The following is a 14,326-nucleotide window of genomic DNA, read 5'->3' on the forward strand; positions in this document are numbered from 1 at the left end:
TAGTATATCGTTATCTCTGTGACAGATACTTTAACCGTAAACAAATTTACGATTTGCCCTTGCCACGTTTTTCAGCTCGCTTTTCATCTCTTTGCTGTTCAATCAGTTGCAGGAATTGAGCCTGCTGTTCTGGTGTCAGCAATTGATAGATCTGATGTTGCATCTGGAGGCGTTGCACCATGCGATCTTCCATCCGCTGGCTATGTTGTTCGATCAGCGAACGTGCTTTGCTTTCATCAAAACTATCGGCAGTGATCAAGGCTTCCATGTCGGCTTTCATCTGCTGGCGCTGACCTGACTTTTGGCCTTTACGCTGCTCTTTTTGTGCCTGGAATAGCGCTTTGATCTGGGTTTGTTGTTCACTGCTCAGGTCGAGTTGGGAGATCACTTCTCGCATCCCGTTCTTACCGGCACCTGGGCCAGGCTTTGCCATGGCAATGGGGGCGACTAAGGCGGTTGCTAGCGAAAGTACAAGTAGATTGCGTTTTAACATGGGAGGCTCCTTTGAGCGTTGCTTAACTACGGCATAGTGTATGAACTGGAATGCAAACTGGGGTTTGGTTAAGTAAAGATTTGCAAAGGCCTCTGCCGTTGTTGTGTATCTTTCGTATCATGTCGTTAGGTATTTTGCAGTTTGCTGCTAGCTTAGTAGTTGTGTCACGCCTGCTTAGTTTGCTGAAAAGTGGAGGTAAGTTTGAAGATATTGATCATCGATGATGACCGCGCACTTTGCGAACTGTTAGCGGAGTTGTTGGCATTGGATGGCTATGAGTTAGCCATGGTTCATGATGGTAAACTGGGCTTGGCTAAGGCCAGAACGACGCAGTTTGATCTGATTTTGCTGGATGTCATGTTACCTGGACTCAATGGTATGGCGGTGCTGAAGGAGCTGCGTCAGCATCAAGATACGCCGGTGTTGATGTTAACGGCACGTGGTGAAGAAACCGACCGTGTATTGGGGTTGGAGTTTGGTGCTGATGATTATCTGCCAAAGCCGTTCAGTGATCGTGAACTGTTGGCTCGGATGCGCGCCATATTGCGACGTACCAATGTATCCAAAAGCGATGAACCGACAAGCGATCGACTGAGTGTCGGTGAGTTAAGCCTCTATCCCGGTCGGCAAGAAGCAAAATGGCAGGATGAGCGACTGGACCTGACATCAACCGAATTTGCCCTGTTGCTGCAATTGGTCAAAGCAAAGGGCGAGATTTTGTCGAAGGACTATCTCAACCAAGCGGTGTTAGGGCGTGCTTTGCATCCGTTTGATCGTAGCTTGGATGTGCATGTCAGTAACCTGCGCAAGAAGTTGCCACAACGGTCGGATGAAAGTGACTGGATCCGTACTGTCAGGGGTAAAGGCTATCTGTGGATGGAACAGTATTGATACGTTTTAAAGCCAATCTCTACCTAAAGCTGTTTCTCTGGTTTTGGCTGACGCTGATCAGCATGTTGTTGATTGTGCTGCTGTTGCCGCGCTTTCTCTATGAACCTTTCTTTCTGCTTCCGCAAGGAAAGGCTGAGCATATGCATCGGTTTGTTGAACAGATAGAGCGCAAAGCACGACGCCACGAGCGTCTGCCTCCGGGGGAGGGAAAGCACTGGTTTCTTATCGACCCTGAGGGAGAGATGCCAAGCCGGCCACTGCCGGATGTGGTGATCTCTTTACTGATGACCAGTGCTGCAGATGGTCGGCCTCGCGGTGTGATAGACGGTGACTGGTTTTATGCTGGCCCGTGGACGGCTGAGATTCGTGGCAAAGCGTGGCAGGTAGTAACGCGGCGACCAATGAAAGACACGCCATTGCCGTTTCTTCCCACTATTTTGGCGCATCCCTGGTCACTGTTTGGTAGTGTTCTGGTCTTGAGCGGATTGCTGTGTGGCATGCTTGCTTGGCGGCTGGGAAGGCCGCTGCACCAATTACGCAGAGTATCTCAGCGGCTAGCCAGCGGTGATCTGGAGGCGAGACCAGAGCAGGACTTGTTACGGCGTGGGGATGAAGTGGGGCAGCTGAGTCGGCAACTGAGTGACATGGCTGATGCGGTGAGTACAGAGATTGAAGCGCAGCACCAGTTACTGCGGGATGTCAGTCATGAATTACGCTCCCCTTTAACGCGTTTGCAGTTGGCGATCGGTTTGATGCGACGCAGTGAAGGGGAGTCTTCCCTGTTGTCACGCATCGAGAGCGAATCACTGAAACTGGAGGAGATGATCGCCGAGCTGTTACAGTTGGCGAGAATGCAGCGCCGTAGCGCCAGCTTGGAACCGGTGGATCTGTTTGCCCTGTTATCGTCGGTGGTGGATGATGCCACGATTGAAGCCAATCACCGTCATCTGACGTTGACGCTGCATGGGGAGCCCCAGGTGCACTATCGGGCTGAGCCGTTACTTTTGACGCGGGCGATCGACAATCTGCTGCGCAACGCCATTCGCTACGCCACTCAGCGCATCGAGACATCACTACGCCTGACCGCTGAATATTGCGAGATACGGGTGGAAGATGATGGCCCCGGAGTGCCAGATAACCAGCTACAACAGATCTTTCGGCCATTCTATCGCTTGGATGATGCCAGAACGCCAGAGTTAAATGGGGGCATTGGCCTCGGCATGGCGATTGTGGCTGCTGCTGTGGAAGCGCATGCTGGCGAAGTGGTGGCGCAGCGCAGTGAGCTCGGTGGGTTATGTGTCACGATAAGGCTCCCTCTGCCGAATGGATACTAGGGGGCATCGCTTGTCATGGGTGAGCTCGGCGTTAGGATCTGGTAGAGTGGCCAGCGGTTTCACGACGACGGACTCCCATGCTAAACATCGCACTTTTTGAGCCGGAAATACCCCCGAATACCGGCAATATTATTCGCCTGTGTGCCAATACGGGTTGCCATCTGCACCTGATCGAACCTCTGGGGTTTGATTGGGATGACAAACGGTTACGTCGCGCCGGGCTGGATTACCATGAATTTGCGGCAGTAAAACGGCATAAAAACCTAGCCGCTTTGCGTGCGGCATTACCTGAATCCCGTGTGTTTGCATGCACCACAAAAGGTAGTCAGCCGTTTCATCAGGCGAATTATCAGGCGGGTGATATTCTGCTGTTTGGTCCGGAAACGCGGGGTCTGCCAGATGATGTGCTTAATACAATAGAAAGTGACAGCCGTATACGGATCCCGATGCGCCAAGATAGCCGCTCATTGAACCTGTCGAATGCGGTCGCCATTATTGCCTACGAAGGTTTGCGCCAGCTCAATTACCCTTCACTCACATAAGCTCATTGCGGTTGAAGTGTGAGCTAAGCAACAGTGTAAAAAATCCTGATACTGTATATTTTTTTTCCTATTTATATCGCCCAAGGTATCAGGTCAAGGAATGTCCGTTAAGCAGTCGGTATTTTCAGATGCGTTGCAACTTAATTGGCAGCGAGCCAATGAAGAGCAGGCTACCTTTAGCTTTTATCAAAGCCAGGAGCCTGAGCGCTTCCTGAGTTTTACTACGGCTTTTGCCAATCAGCAGGGCGTGGCGGTAAAGCATTTACCACACTATAAATCCGCAGAGTTCTCACCTTATAACAGCCTATTTGACCTGTTTCGTACGCGGATGTTGGAGTCCCATCTCGATGCTGATGAAATGGCGATGTTCGCCACCGATTATAAGCCGTTACAGCAGGTATTAACCGGTTGGCTGGGCGGCAACAGTGCAGAGCGAACTGAACTGCCAGTGCTTGATGATCTCTATTTTGAACAAGATCGGTTGCGTTTGGCGATGATTAAGCTGGTTGAGGTGCTGCTTGCTGAGCCCACCGTGATTGTGGTGACCGGTTGGCATTACGCCTCGGCATCCGCCATTGAGATGTTAAAGGCTTTTGTCAGTGCAGGCTTAGCGGCCCCAGTGATGGTGATGGTCTGTTTGGATACCCAATACGCTTTGGCACATCGGCAGGACGATGAATGCTGGGAGGGGTTTCTAGATTGGTTGGACGATCACTATCTGCTTAACAGCATTCCAGCTTGCTTCTCTCAGGTTGAGCTGACGAAGCAATCTCATGTGCAACATAAGCCAAGCTATGCATTGATGTCGCAGAACATGGAGCTGATGGCTTGGCCTGAGGCGGTTAAGGTTGCGCGCTATCTGTTAGCCGGCGAACTGAATTCTGACACCGCACGGATGCGCATTCAGTTGCGGCTTGCCGAAGCACTGCTTTATTTAGGCGAGCTAGATGATGCGCTGAATGAGATGGAACAGCTGCAGGAAGCAGAAGCGTTACTGAGCTGCCCCGAAAGCCATGTGCGATTGCTGTGTTTGATATCGCTGACACAAGTGCGGCGGCAGAGCTTCGAGTATGCATTGCAAAATGCCCAGATGGCACGGCAGGTGGCGGAAGCCGCTGACAATGACAAGTTTCGGGCTCAGTCACTGTTTATCAACTTCTATGCCCACGATAAATCGACCACGCCAGTAGATATTGAGGAGTTTGAACGGCTCAATCAACTGTTACAAAGCTATCAGATGGATTGTTCGCGCCTCTACTGTTTGCGTAATTACTACAATTATTTACGGTTCTATGAGCAGCTAAAAGCCAGCGCAGCCCTTGTTGTGACTGACCAAGCGATTAGTTTGGCAAAAGCGATGGGGCACCGCCAGGGCATCGCCGCTGGCTATCACAGCAAGGGCATTATTTACTCATACAACTCTCAATACCATCAAACATTCCGCTGCTTCGGCGTCAGTTCGCGGATCCGCGAAGAGTTGGGTGAAGCACTGGAAATCGTGCGAATGCACAATGGTATTGGCTATTTTAATACCTTATTGGAGCAGTACCCACAGGCGCAAAAAGAGTATTTGGCGGCTTATGCGACAGCACGTCGATTCGGTGATTACAGTGAGTTAGTTGTCACTTTATATAATTTTGCTTGGCTCTATTTTTGTACGCGTAACTATCGTGATGCGCTCCATGTGTTAGATCGTCTGGTAAAAATTTGTCGTATTCGGCAGCTGACCCATTTTCCATTTCGTAACCTCTATGATGTGTTCAGCCTCAAAGGGTTTTGTCACGCTAAACTGGGTGAGTTAGCGCGCGCGCAACAATCCTTAGATCGGATGCGTGGACTGGCTTTTCGACCATCTAGCACAGGACTGTTTTTACGCTCGCTACTGCAAGGGGCTATCTGTTCGGCCACCGGTGATCTCGCTGGCGCAAGGGAGCGTTTCGAAGACGCTCCTGCCTTGTTAGGGCAAGTGGTGGACATGGATTCACGCCTGCTGCCGCAATGCTATATGGAGCTCGTGAGTGTCTACAGTCGTCAAGGTGACTGGCAGGCATGTAATGCGCTCCTCACTACCAGTCTTGAGATGTGTGATAGCTTGGCCCTGCCCAAGTTTCGCCGTTTGTTTATGGCGATGCTGTCAGATATTGAGATTAATCTGCCCGTGGATACCAGCACCTTGCCCAATCAGGCATTAACGCCAGTGTCATTACAGCTCGATGAACTGGTGATCATGACCCAGCAGGACACAAAATTGAGTCAGGCGAATCAGCGGTTACGTGAGATCCAGCTGATCAGTCGTCTGCAATCCTTGCCGGAGCGCTACCCGTGCCCTCAGCAATTAGCTTTTGAAACCCTGAAAATGGTGTGCGGTAATTTTACTCTACAGGCTGGGTTGATCCATCGTCGGCAGGGCGAGCATTGGCAGCTTTGGACGCAAGTAGGCGAGTTGACTGAAGATATTCAGGTCAGCTCCTATTTGATGCAGGTGCAAGCGAGTCAACGGATCATGGTCGACAATCGACTCCATTTTCAAGGGGAGGGTGGTCAGCGAGCAACTTATGATTCAGTAGTCAGCCTACCTCTATTTAGCAGTGGCGAACTGACTGCTATTTTGACCCTTTGTGCATTTGATTGTAACCGCTACTTTGACCGCCAAGACCAGGACACATTGCAGTTGTTGAGCCGTCAGTTAGGCGGCCAATTACAGCAGTTGGAACATAGCGAACGGTTATTGAAAATGTCGATGACCGATGTATTGACCGGACTATTCAACCGGCAAGCACTGCAAGCCAGACTGGAACAGGAATTAACGGCGATCCGGCAACAGTGTGGGGCAAAAATCTGCTCGCTGGCTTATCTCGATCTGGATAATTTTAAGGTGATAAACGACACCTTAGGTCATGGGGTCGGTGATGAAGTGCTCAAAGAGTTTGCTCGTTTGCTAGAGAACTGTTTACGCCATGAAGATGTCGCTGCCCGCTGGGGCGGAGATGAGTTTGTTGTATTGTTCCCTCACACTGACTCTACTCAGGCGCAGGTGGTGGCTGAACGGTTACTACATAAATTGGCACAGCGGCACTATTTCATGCCGGAACTTCTGCAATGGGCCAATATTACCGAACTGCCCAGTGAGATTGCGTTGAACTGTTCGATCGGTATCGCCGAATGTCACGCTACAGATCTTCGCGGTGTGGATGAGGATTGGTTACTACAGCAAGCAGATAAAGCGCTCTATCGAGCCAAAGATGAAGGAAAAGGCCGGGTTCGTGTCATTGCCCCCCCGGCACTTAGCTATTCGAACGTTTGATCGCGGCTTAGCAACGCGGCGGCCGCTTGTTTTGGCGGCTTGCCCTGATAAAGCACTTGATACAACTGCTCAGTGATAGGCATTTCTACTTCCAGGCGTTTGGCGAGCAGGTACACCTCTTTGGTATTGCGATAACCTTCAACTACCTGACCAATACCTTGTTCAGCTTCTTGCAGCGATTGCCCAGCGCCGAGGGCCAAACCAAAGCGACGGTTGCGCGACTGATTGTCGGTGCAGGTCAGCACCAGATCTCCTAGGCCGCCCATGCCGTTGAATGAGCTAGGCTGTGCGCCAAGCGCTTCACCTAAGCGGATCATCTCGGCCAAGCCGCGGGTGATCAGAGCGGTTCGGGCATTGGCACCAAAGCCTAAGCCATCGGCTAAGCCAGCACCAATCGCAATCACATTTTTCACAGCGCCGCCAAGTTGCAGACCGATAAAGTCCTGATTGCGGTAGACCCGAAAATGGGAATCGTTATGCATCAGTTCGGTCAACTTGGTAGCAAAATCATCATCGGTTGAAGCTACCGCGATGGCTGTGGGTAGGCCTTTGGCGACTTCCATCGCGAAAGTGGGGCCGGAGATCACTGCCAGTGAACAGCTGTCACCCAGGATCTCTTTGGCGACATCCTGTAGCAACCGGCCGGTGTCAGCTTCTAGACCTTTCGTTGCCCAAGCTACGCGCGCCCCTTTTTGCAAATGGGGTTTCATGCGCTGAAGGACATCACCGAAAGCGAAACTGGGTACAACGACCAAGATATTTTTCGATGCGCCAACGGCAGTTGCTAAGTCAGCTTCCAGCGCCAGCGTGTCAGGAAATGGAATGCCGGGAAGGAATGCTTCGTTACTGCGCTCTTTAATCAGCTGCTCGACATGATCAGCTTCATGACCCCATAGCAGCGTCTTATTGCCATTACGGGCAATAGAAATAGCAAGGGCGGAGCCATAAGACCCCGCCCCCAGCACAGTAATATCATACGCGTTAGCGTTCATCACTTATGCGTCTGCGCCTGCTGGAGCGGCTTCAGCTTGCTTCTTCTGTACATAGCTAGCAAACAGGGCATCAAAGTTTACTGGTGCCAGGTTCAGTGGCGGGAATGTGCCACGGCTAACCAAGCTGCTGACCGCTTCACGTGCGTATGGGAACAAGATGTTAGGGCAGAAAGAACCCAGTGTATGCGCCAACTGTGGCTCAGGCATGTTGCCGATAGAGAAGATACCCGCTTGCTGTACTTCACACAGGAATGCTGTTTCATCACCAACTTTTGCAGTCACTGTCAGTGACAGTACGACTTCAAAAGCAGCGTCATCTAACTTATTGCTCTTGGTGTCCAGGTCCAGCTTCACTTCAGGCTTCCATTCAGCTTTGAAGATAGATGGAGAGTTAGGTGTCTCGAAAGAGATATCTTTAGTGTAGATACGCTGGATGTTGAATTGAGGAGCCGCTGCTTGTTCTGCGCTACCGTTTGTTTTTTGTTCTTCAGCCATTTTCTTAACCTTAAATGTAATATGTTCGAATTCTGTGATGTGGCTTGTGTTGCCATATCCTTTGTTAGCGGCTCAGCATCGCTGCTAATTTGCCGCCGTTATGCAGTGCCACCAAGTCGTCACATCCGCCTATACTGGTTCCATCGATAAATATCTGTGGAACTGTGTGACGGCCACTTAACTCCATCATTTTTTCTCGCAGTGCTGGCTGGCCATCGACCGCTATCTCTTGATAGCTGAGCGACAGCTTTTCCAGCAGTGCCTTTGCTCTGATGCAGTATGGGCACCACTTAGTGGTGTAGATAACTACTTCTGTCATCGGTGCGGCCACTATTTGCTGACTGGCAATTTAGCATTTTGCCATTCCAGCATGCCGCCCTTAAGGCGGTATGGCGCACTGAAACCTTGCTTTTTAAGCAGGGAACAAGCGCGAGAAGCGCTGGCTCCGGTTGCGCACACCACTATAATGGGATTCTCTTTGTGCTTTTCAAGGTTGCCGACCCCTTTCTGTTGCAGATCATTGAACGAGATGTGACTTGCACCAAGAATATGGCCCTTATTGAACTCTTCGGCTGTTCGAATATCGAGCACTTGGGCATTTTCTTTGTTCATTTGCAGGGTGGCTTCCTGCGGTGTAAGGGCTTGTGCGCTACTTGCACCGACAAAAGAATAGATAAGTGCGCCGAGTAGGCCCACCCAAGCCAAGCTTAATAATGGAGCGCTGCTGACAAACTCGACCAATTGCTGCATGAAATGTCCTCTATTCGATAATGTTTTGTGCGGTTGGCGCACTCTGAGCGCCTGAATTATACCTGTAACAAGCGACATGGACAGCCAAGTGTCGTCTGTGGGGTTAAAAAATGGCTGGAAAAGATGTCTAATATGGCACCATGAGGGTGTTTCTATATGCACCCGTGACAGTACAACGAATTTTTTATTTCTATTTTAGTTAGCACACACTAGGAAATATTCATGAGTACAGCGAAAAAAACTACAGCACTTATCATCATGGATGGTTGGGGTTATAGCGAAAACCCAGAGAACAACGCCATTTTGAATGCCAACACACCGGTATTAGATAAGTTGTGGGCCGATTGTCCTAGCTCTCTTATCTCTGCCTCAAGTTTTGATGTGGGTTTGCCTGAAGGGCAGATGGGCAACTCTGAAGTTGGTCACGTTAATTTGGGTGCGGGTCGTGTTGTCTATCAGGATCTGACGCGTATCGATTTGGCGATTAAAGAAGGTACTTTCGCAGAAACAGCTGCATTGGCTAGTGCAGTTGATAAAGCGGTTAGTGCTGGTAAAGCGGTTCATATCATGGGACTGCTGTCTCCGGGCGGCGTGCATAGCCATGAAGACCACCTGATGGCTATGGTCGAGATGGCGGCGGCACGTGGCGCAGAGAAAATTTATCTGCATGCCTTTTTAGATGGCCGAGATACGCCGCCGCGTAGCGCTAAAGGTTCACTGCAGGTGTTCCAGGATAAGTTTGCTGAATTGGGCAAAGGTCGTGTCGCCAGCTTAGTGGGTCGCTACTATGCGATGGATCGTGATAACCGTTGGGAGCGTGTGGAAGAAGCTTATAACCTGCTGACACAGGCCAAAGGCGCTCATACCTACAGCACAGCGGTTGAAGGCCTGGAAGCTGCGTATGCCCGTGATGAAAACGATGAGTTTGTAAAAGCCACCATCCTGCAGGCCGATGGTGAAAACAGTGCGGCAATGCAAGATGGTGATAGTCTGATCTTTATGAACTTCCGTGCTGACCGCGCCCGCGAAATAACCCGCGCTTTTGTTGATGCTGACTTTGCCGGTTTTGAACGTGAAGCAACGCCAGCCTTGGCTGACTTTGTCATGCTCACCGAGTATGCCGCAGACATTAAAACCGCATGTGCCTTCCCGCCAGAAGCTTTGGTTAACACCATGGGTGAATGGTTGGAGAAGCATGACAAGACGCAGCTGCGTATCTCTGAAACTGAAAAATATGCGCACGTCACTTTCTTCTTCAGTGGCGGTCGTGAAGATGAGTACGTAGGCGAGAAGCGTGAACTGGTTGCCTCTCCTAAAGTGGCTACCTATGATCTGCAGCCTGAAATGAGCTCAGAAGAGTTGACCGACAAGCTAGTCGCGGCGATTAAGAGTGGCGAATACGACTTCATCGTCTGTAACTATCCTAACGGCGATATGGTAGGACACACTGGCGTTTATGAAGCGGCGGTTAAGGCATGTGAAGCCGTTGATCACTGTATTGGCCGTGTCGTTGAGGCATTACGAGAAGTAGACGGTCAGTGCTTGATCACTGCCGACCACGGTAACGCTGAGAAGATGGTGGATAACACCACGGGTCAGGCGCATACCGCTCATACCAGCGAGCCAGTTCCGCTTATCTATGTAGGTAAGCAAGCAAACATGGTTGAAGGTGGTAAGCTCAGCGATCTGGCGCCGACTTTGCTGGACTTGATGGGCATGGAAATTCCAAAAGAGATGACGGGTAACGTACTGGTTAAGGCCAGCTAACCCATATGGAGCTGAAGTATTCTAGCTCCTTAAAAACACAGCCTGCTCACTGGTTGAGCAGGCTGTGTTTTGTCTTATGTCTGATTTTCTGTTTCGCCATTGCTCATGTGGGAGCGACGGAGAAAAGTAAAAAAGGTGATCGCCTGCACCAACTGCAAGGGCAGATTAAGCGCACCGAGCAACAATTGCTGGAACAAAAAGAGAAGCGTGAGGCGCTGTTTAGCTCCTTACGGGATGCAGAACAAGAGATCGCGAAAGTGGCTAAAGTGCTTCGGATGACACGGCAAGAGTTGACTCGTACCCGAGATGATTTGGCCGATGCGCAGAAGCAGCAAGCAGAATTGAAAGTATTATATGGTCAGCAACAATCCGCATTGCAGGCACAGATAGTGAGTGCCTATATGTCTGGTGATCATGACTATATCAAGCTGTTAATGAATCAGCAGGAACCGGGCAAGATCGAACGTTCGCTGACTTATTATCAATATATGAATCAGGCGCGGATGGAGAACCTGGAAGCGCTGAAAAAAACCCGCCGTCAGTTAGCTCGGGTTGAGCGCCGCCTGGCTGAACAAGCCAGTCGCCTGCAATCCTTAGAACGTCGTCAAGCCTCTGAAAAAGCACAGATGGAAGAGCGTCAGTTGGCGCGAGAGCGCGCACTGGGCAAGTTGAAAGGAAGCCTCTCCGGTGGTCGTCAGCAGCTGGTACAGCTGCAAGAAAATGAGCGCACGGTGCGCAACATGATTGAGCGCCGTCGGCAGCGTGAAAAGTTGGAGATGGATGGCCTGAAGGCATTGAAAGGCAAACTCTCCTGGCCTGTGAATGCACGAATTAGTCGCAATTTTGGTTCTCAGCGAACGGGTAATATCGTTTGGAAAGGGGTGATGTTAAACGCCAAAGAGGGCACAGACGTCAACACAGTACATCAAGGTGTCGTGGTTTATGCTGACTGGTTGAAAGGCTTCGGTTTGTTAATGGTGGTTGATCATGGCGATGGTTACATGAGCCTCTATGGCCACAACCAAGCACTATTAAAACGCGTGGGTGACCGCGTAGAAAGCGGTGAACCGATCGCTTTGGTGGGGAAAAGCGGGGGCCGCAGCTCCGCTGGTCTATACTTTGAAATACGCCATCAGGGGCAAGCACTCGATCCATCAGCCTGGTGTCATCGTAGTTAACCTTAGCGTCAGCGTTACGCGGGTTAGGTGTCACGGTACACTAGGTTTAAACCGGCTACTGCGGAAGTAACGGATCCTTCTCTCAGAGCCAGACTGACACAGGAGTTGCTTATGCAACACTTGCTATCGCGGTCTTGGACTTTCTTTATCGGTTTGGCTACAGGCATGATGTTGACCTTGGCCGGCAGTGGCTTGGCTTCCAAACCTCAAGATTCACCTGCGTTTCAGGACGCGGCACGGATCTACTCCATTCTGCAACAGATCAGAGAATTTTACGTCGATGAAGTGGCTTATGATGCCCTCGTTGATGATGCCATTTCCGCTATTGTTTCCCATTTGGATCGCCACTCCGACTATTTGGATCGCAATGAATTTGCTCATTTGACCGATGTGACCTCAGGAGAGTATGCCGGTGTTGGCATGGAGCTCGCGATAACCGAGCAAGAGGTAACCATTGTGAATCTGTTTCCCGGCTCTCCTGCACTCGAAGCTGGTGTGGTGGCGGGTGATCGAGTGATCAGTGTTGATGGTCAGCTATTAGCGGACTCTGATGCTGAAACACTGCTGATGGGGATGCGTGGGCCGGCAGGATCGCTGATGCACCTCACTGTTCAGCGCGAGGGAGAGCCAGAGTTACTTAACTTTGCTCTCGAACGCCGCCAAATTGACGTGAAAAGCGTGAGTCAGCGAATGCTAAATGACGCCACCGCGTATCTAAAGATCAACAGCTTCACCCAGACCACACCGCAAGAGGTGGCTACTGCATTGAAGGAGTTGGCGCTAGCACCACAATTGTCAGGACTGATATTGGATCTTAGGGACAACCCCGGCGGCTTGCTAGACAGTGCGCTAGAGGTTGCGGATCTGTTTCTTGATGAAGGGGTGATCGTAAAGACTCGTGGTCGTTATTACGAGGCCAATGTGATCTATTTCGCCAATACCGGTGAAAAGATCAGTGGTATCTCTATCGCTGTATTGATCAACGGTCGCTCAGCGTCCGCCGCTGAGATTGTTGCAGGTGCGTTGCAGGGGAATCGGCGGGCAACCGTGTTCGGTGAACAGTCCTTTGGTAAGGGCTCTATCCAGTCGCTATTTCCTGTTCAGCCAGGAGAGGGGGTTTTGAAACTGACGACGGCGCACTATTTCACACCTGATGGCCTGGCTATTGATGGGAAGGGGATCACACCGGACAGATTTGTACCTTCACAGGTGGTTCTCGAAAGTCTGCTAACCCCTATAATAAACCCCCTGCCATTGAATACGGTGGTAGCATATCAGGGCGAGAAGAAGATCCAGATCGCTAATCAAGACAATCAACTCAGAACGGCACTCCAAGCACTGGATCATCCAGATTGACTGCAAGGGCTGAGATTAACCGGAGCATGCTCAGCCCTATGTATCGTCGTTGGCATCATTGCCGAAAAGAGCCGAGTTGCCATTGGCGATTGCTCTTGGCTATTTTTTTCTCCCTGCTCTCTTCAGATCTCGCGGCTGAACAGCCTGCGGCCCGTGTTGCCTTGGTGATTGATGATGTCGGCAATAGCGCATCGGATAGAGAGGTGATCGCGTTGCCTGGCCCGGTAACGCTCTCGTTCTTACCTTTTACTCCCCATAGCCGACACTTAGCACGACTTGCCCATGAGAGTGGCAAAGAAGTGATGTTACATATGCCGATGGAAGCTAAGGCGGGTAATCGTTTAGGGCACGGTGCATTAACCAATGAGATGTCGCAATCCGAGTTGCAGAGTATGCTGATTAAAGCATTGCAGTCACTGCCCCACGTCGCGGGGGTGAATAATCATATGGGTAGTGACTTGACCGAGTCCCTTCCCCATATGGCTTGGACGATGCGTCTTCTGCGTTATTATCCGCTCTACTTTATCGATAGCCGTACCAGTGTGAATACCTGCGCTGAGGATGTTGCGTTGGCCACTGGCGTACCTGCGTTGCGACGCCATGTCTTCCTGGATAATCTGCAAGATCAAGCGGCTATCTCCAGGCAGTTTGATCAACTGATAAAGCTGGCGTTGCGTCAGGGATATGCAGTAGGGATCGCTCACCCCTACCCAGAAACGCTCTCCTTGCTTCAACAACGACTACCCGAACTGACCGCATTGGGTATCGAGCTTGTACCTGCTTCGGCGTTGATCGACGATGAAAACTGGGCGGCTCGGGAAAAAATTGGCACAGCCCCATTGGCCGTCAGATTGCCAGACACTGATATTACCGGTGCTGCTGACAGCAATGGTTTGGCGTTGTGAATCGTTGCCGGAACCTGCCATCGATGTTTAACGCCTGAAACATCTCTCACTGCGGTTGAGGGCTAGCTGGCGGTGGCTTGTTCCAGCAACGTCAGGTTAAACATGGCGGCTTCATCATTGTCACCACATACCGAGGCACAGGCTTTAAAAGCATCACATAGTGCTGGCCGTTGTGGTTGGCCAAACAGCATACATAGGTTGTCTTCGTTTAACTGTACACAGCGCTCACCTGCAGGTTTTCCACTAGGCATACCTGGGATCGGTGAGGTAATAGAGGGGGCAATGCAACAGGCTCCACAACCGAGTCGACAGGAGATGT

At 50.8% G+C, this 14,326-nt stretch carries 14 protein-coding genes; 8 read left to right on the plus strand and 6 right to left on the minus strand.

Annotated features, from left to right (window positions below; translation table 11 throughout):
• Positions 1 to 46: 46 nt before the first annotated feature.
• Entirely contained in the window at positions 47 to 493 is a 447-nt protein-coding gene (locus tag EXY25_RS11190) for a Spy/CpxP family protein refolding chaperone (RefSeq protein ID WP_130566846.1), read from the minus strand.
• Between the two features lie 201 nt (positions 494 to 694).
• Here EXY25_RS11190 and EXY25_RS11195 point away from each other — a divergent pair, with 201 nt between their 5' ends.
• The 4 genes from EXY25_RS11195 (at position 695) to EXY25_RS11210 (ending at position 6,564) form a co-directional block, all read left to right on the plus strand.
• Positions 695 to 1,384 carry a response regulator gene (locus tag EXY25_RS11195; protein ID WP_246019545.1) on the plus strand — a complete coding sequence of 230 codons (690 nt, stop codon included), beginning with the start codon at positions 695 to 697 and terminating at the stop codon, positions 1,382 to 1,384.
• The gene (locus EXY25_RS11200) at positions 1,381 to 2,718 is read left to right on the plus strand and encodes an ATP-binding protein (RefSeq protein ID WP_130566847.1); all 1,338 of its coding nucleotides are present in this window, start codon (positions 1,381 to 1,383) and stop codon (positions 2,716 to 2,718) included. Before EXY25_RS11195 ends, EXY25_RS11200 begins: the two co-directional genes overlap by 4 nt.
• Positions 2,719 to 2,795: 77 nt before the next feature.
• On the plus strand, positions 2,796 to 3,260 hold the full coding sequence (trmL, locus tag EXY25_RS11205) for a tRNA (uridine(34)/cytosine(34)/5-carboxymethylaminomethyluridine(34)-2'-O)-methyltransferase TrmL (protein ID WP_130566848.1): 465 nt from the start codon (positions 2,796 to 2,798) through the stop codon (positions 3,258 to 3,260).
• A gap of 100 nt (positions 3,261 to 3,360) precedes the next feature.
• On the plus strand, positions 3,361 to 6,564 hold the full coding sequence (locus tag EXY25_RS11210) for a diguanylate cyclase (protein ID WP_130566849.1): 3,204 nt from the start codon (positions 3,361 to 3,363) through the stop codon (positions 6,562 to 6,564).
• On the opposite strand, the gene gpsA is transcribed toward EXY25_RS11210, so the two are convergent.
• From gpsA to EXY25_RS11230, 4 genes are all read right to left on the minus strand, one after another.
• Entirely contained in the window at positions 6,549 to 7,556 is a 1,008-nt protein-coding gene (gene gpsA / locus EXY25_RS11215; RefSeq protein WP_114337557.1) for an NAD(P)H-dependent glycerol-3-phosphate dehydrogenase, read from the minus strand. The genes EXY25_RS11210 and gpsA overlap by 16 nt on opposite strands.
• 3 nt (positions 7,557 to 7,559) lie before the next feature.
• Positions 7,560 to 8,051 (minus strand): protein-export chaperone SecB, encoded by a 492-nt coding sequence (gene secB / locus EXY25_RS11220; RefSeq protein WP_114337558.1) that lies wholly within the window; start codon positions 8,049 to 8,051, stop codon positions 7,560 to 7,562.
• Between the two features lie 64 nt (positions 8,052 to 8,115).
• A complete protein-coding gene (grxC, locus tag EXY25_RS11225; RefSeq protein WP_114337763.1) occupies positions 8,116 to 8,370 on the minus strand; it encodes a glutaredoxin 3 in 255 nt (84 codons plus the stop codon).
• 11 nt (positions 8,371 to 8,381) lie between these two features.
• Entirely contained in the window at positions 8,382 to 8,801 is a 420-nt protein-coding gene (locus EXY25_RS11230) for a rhodanese-like domain-containing protein (protein ID WP_233496438.1), read from the minus strand.
• Positions 8,802 to 9,023: 222 nt separating this feature from the next.
• On the opposite strand from EXY25_RS11230, the gene gpmM reads away from it, so the two are divergent.
• The 4 genes from gpmM to EXY25_RS11250 all read left to right on the plus strand — a co-directional run bounded on the left by gpmM (position 9,024) and on the right by EXY25_RS11250 (position 14,007).
• Positions 9,024 to 10,568, plus strand: coding sequence for a 2,3-bisphosphoglycerate-independent phosphoglycerate mutase (gpmM, locus tag EXY25_RS11235; RefSeq protein ID WP_130566850.1), 1,545 nt, complete (start codon positions 9,024 to 9,026; stop codon positions 10,566 to 10,568).
• Between the two features lie 5 nt (positions 10,569 to 10,573).
• Positions 10,574 to 11,746 (plus strand): murein hydrolase activator EnvC family protein, encoded by a 1,173-nt coding sequence (locus EXY25_RS11240; RefSeq protein ID WP_130566851.1) that lies wholly within the window; start codon positions 10,574 to 10,576, stop codon positions 11,744 to 11,746.
• A 111-nt stretch (positions 11,747 to 11,857) separates the two neighbouring features.
• Positions 11,858 to 13,102, plus strand: coding sequence for a S41 family peptidase (locus EXY25_RS11245; protein WP_114337562.1), 1,245 nt, complete (start codon positions 11,858 to 11,860; stop codon positions 13,100 to 13,102).
• A 95-nt stretch (positions 13,103 to 13,197) separates the two neighbouring features.
• Positions 13,198 to 14,007 carry a divergent polysaccharide deacetylase family protein gene (locus EXY25_RS11250; RefSeq protein WP_246019546.1) on the plus strand — a complete coding sequence of 270 codons (810 nt, stop codon included), beginning with the start codon at positions 13,198 to 13,200 and terminating at the stop codon, positions 14,005 to 14,007.
• A gap of 62 nt (positions 14,008 to 14,069) precedes the next feature.
• Here the strand turns inward: EXY25_RS11250 and EXY25_RS11255 are convergent, their stop codons facing one another.
• On the minus strand, positions 14,070 to 14,324 hold the full coding sequence (locus EXY25_RS11255) for a YkgJ family cysteine cluster protein (protein WP_114337764.1): 255 nt from the start codon (positions 14,322 to 14,324) through the stop codon (positions 14,070 to 14,072).
• Positions 14,325 to 14,326 lie beyond the last annotated feature (2 nt).

Source organism: Corallincola spongiicola, from assembly GCF_004284785.1.
GTDB classification, from domain to species: Bacteria; Pseudomonadota; Gammaproteobacteria; order Enterobacterales; family Neiellaceae; genus Corallincola; species Corallincola holothuriorum.

What these genes read in the sequence shown, in the direction of transcription:
- EXY25_RS11190 (WP_130566846.1), bottom strand. Translation starts at nt 493, where the DNA reads ATGTTAAAACGCAATCTACTTGTACTTTCGCTAGCAACCGCCTTAGTC.
- trmL (WP_130566848.1), top strand. Translation starts at nt 2,796, where the DNA reads ATGCTAAACATCGCACTTTTTGAGCCGGAAATACCCCCGAATACCGGC.
- EXY25_RS11210 (WP_130566849.1), top strand. Translation starts at nt 3,361, where the DNA reads ATGTCCGTTAAGCAGTCGGTATTTTCAGATGCGTTGCAACTTAATTGG.
- gpsA (WP_114337557.1), bottom strand. Translation starts at nt 7,556, where the DNA reads ATGAACGCTAACGCGTATGATATTACTGTGCTGGGGGCGGGGTCTTAT.
- secB (WP_114337558.1), bottom strand. Translation starts at nt 8,051, where the DNA reads ATGGCTGAAGAACAAAAAACAAACGGTAGCGCAGAACAAGCAGCGGCT.
- grxC (WP_114337763.1), bottom strand. Translation starts at nt 8,370, where the DNA reads ATGACAGAAGTAGTTATCTACACCACTAAGTGGTGCCCATACTGCATC.
- EXY25_RS11230 (WP_233496438.1), bottom strand. Translation starts at nt 8,801, where the DNA reads ATGCAGCAATTGGTCGAGTTTGTCAGCAGCGCTCCATTATTAAGCTTG.
- gpmM (WP_130566850.1), top strand. Translation starts at nt 9,024, where the DNA reads ATGAGTACAGCGAAAAAAACTACAGCACTTATCATCATGGATGGTTGG.
- EXY25_RS11240 (WP_130566851.1), top strand. Translation starts at nt 10,574, where the DNA reads ATGGAGCTGAAGTATTCTAGCTCCTTAAAAACACAGCCTGCTCACTGG.
- EXY25_RS11245 (WP_114337562.1), top strand. Translation starts at nt 11,858, where the DNA reads ATGCAACACTTGCTATCGCGGTCTTGGACTTTCTTTATCGGTTTGGCT.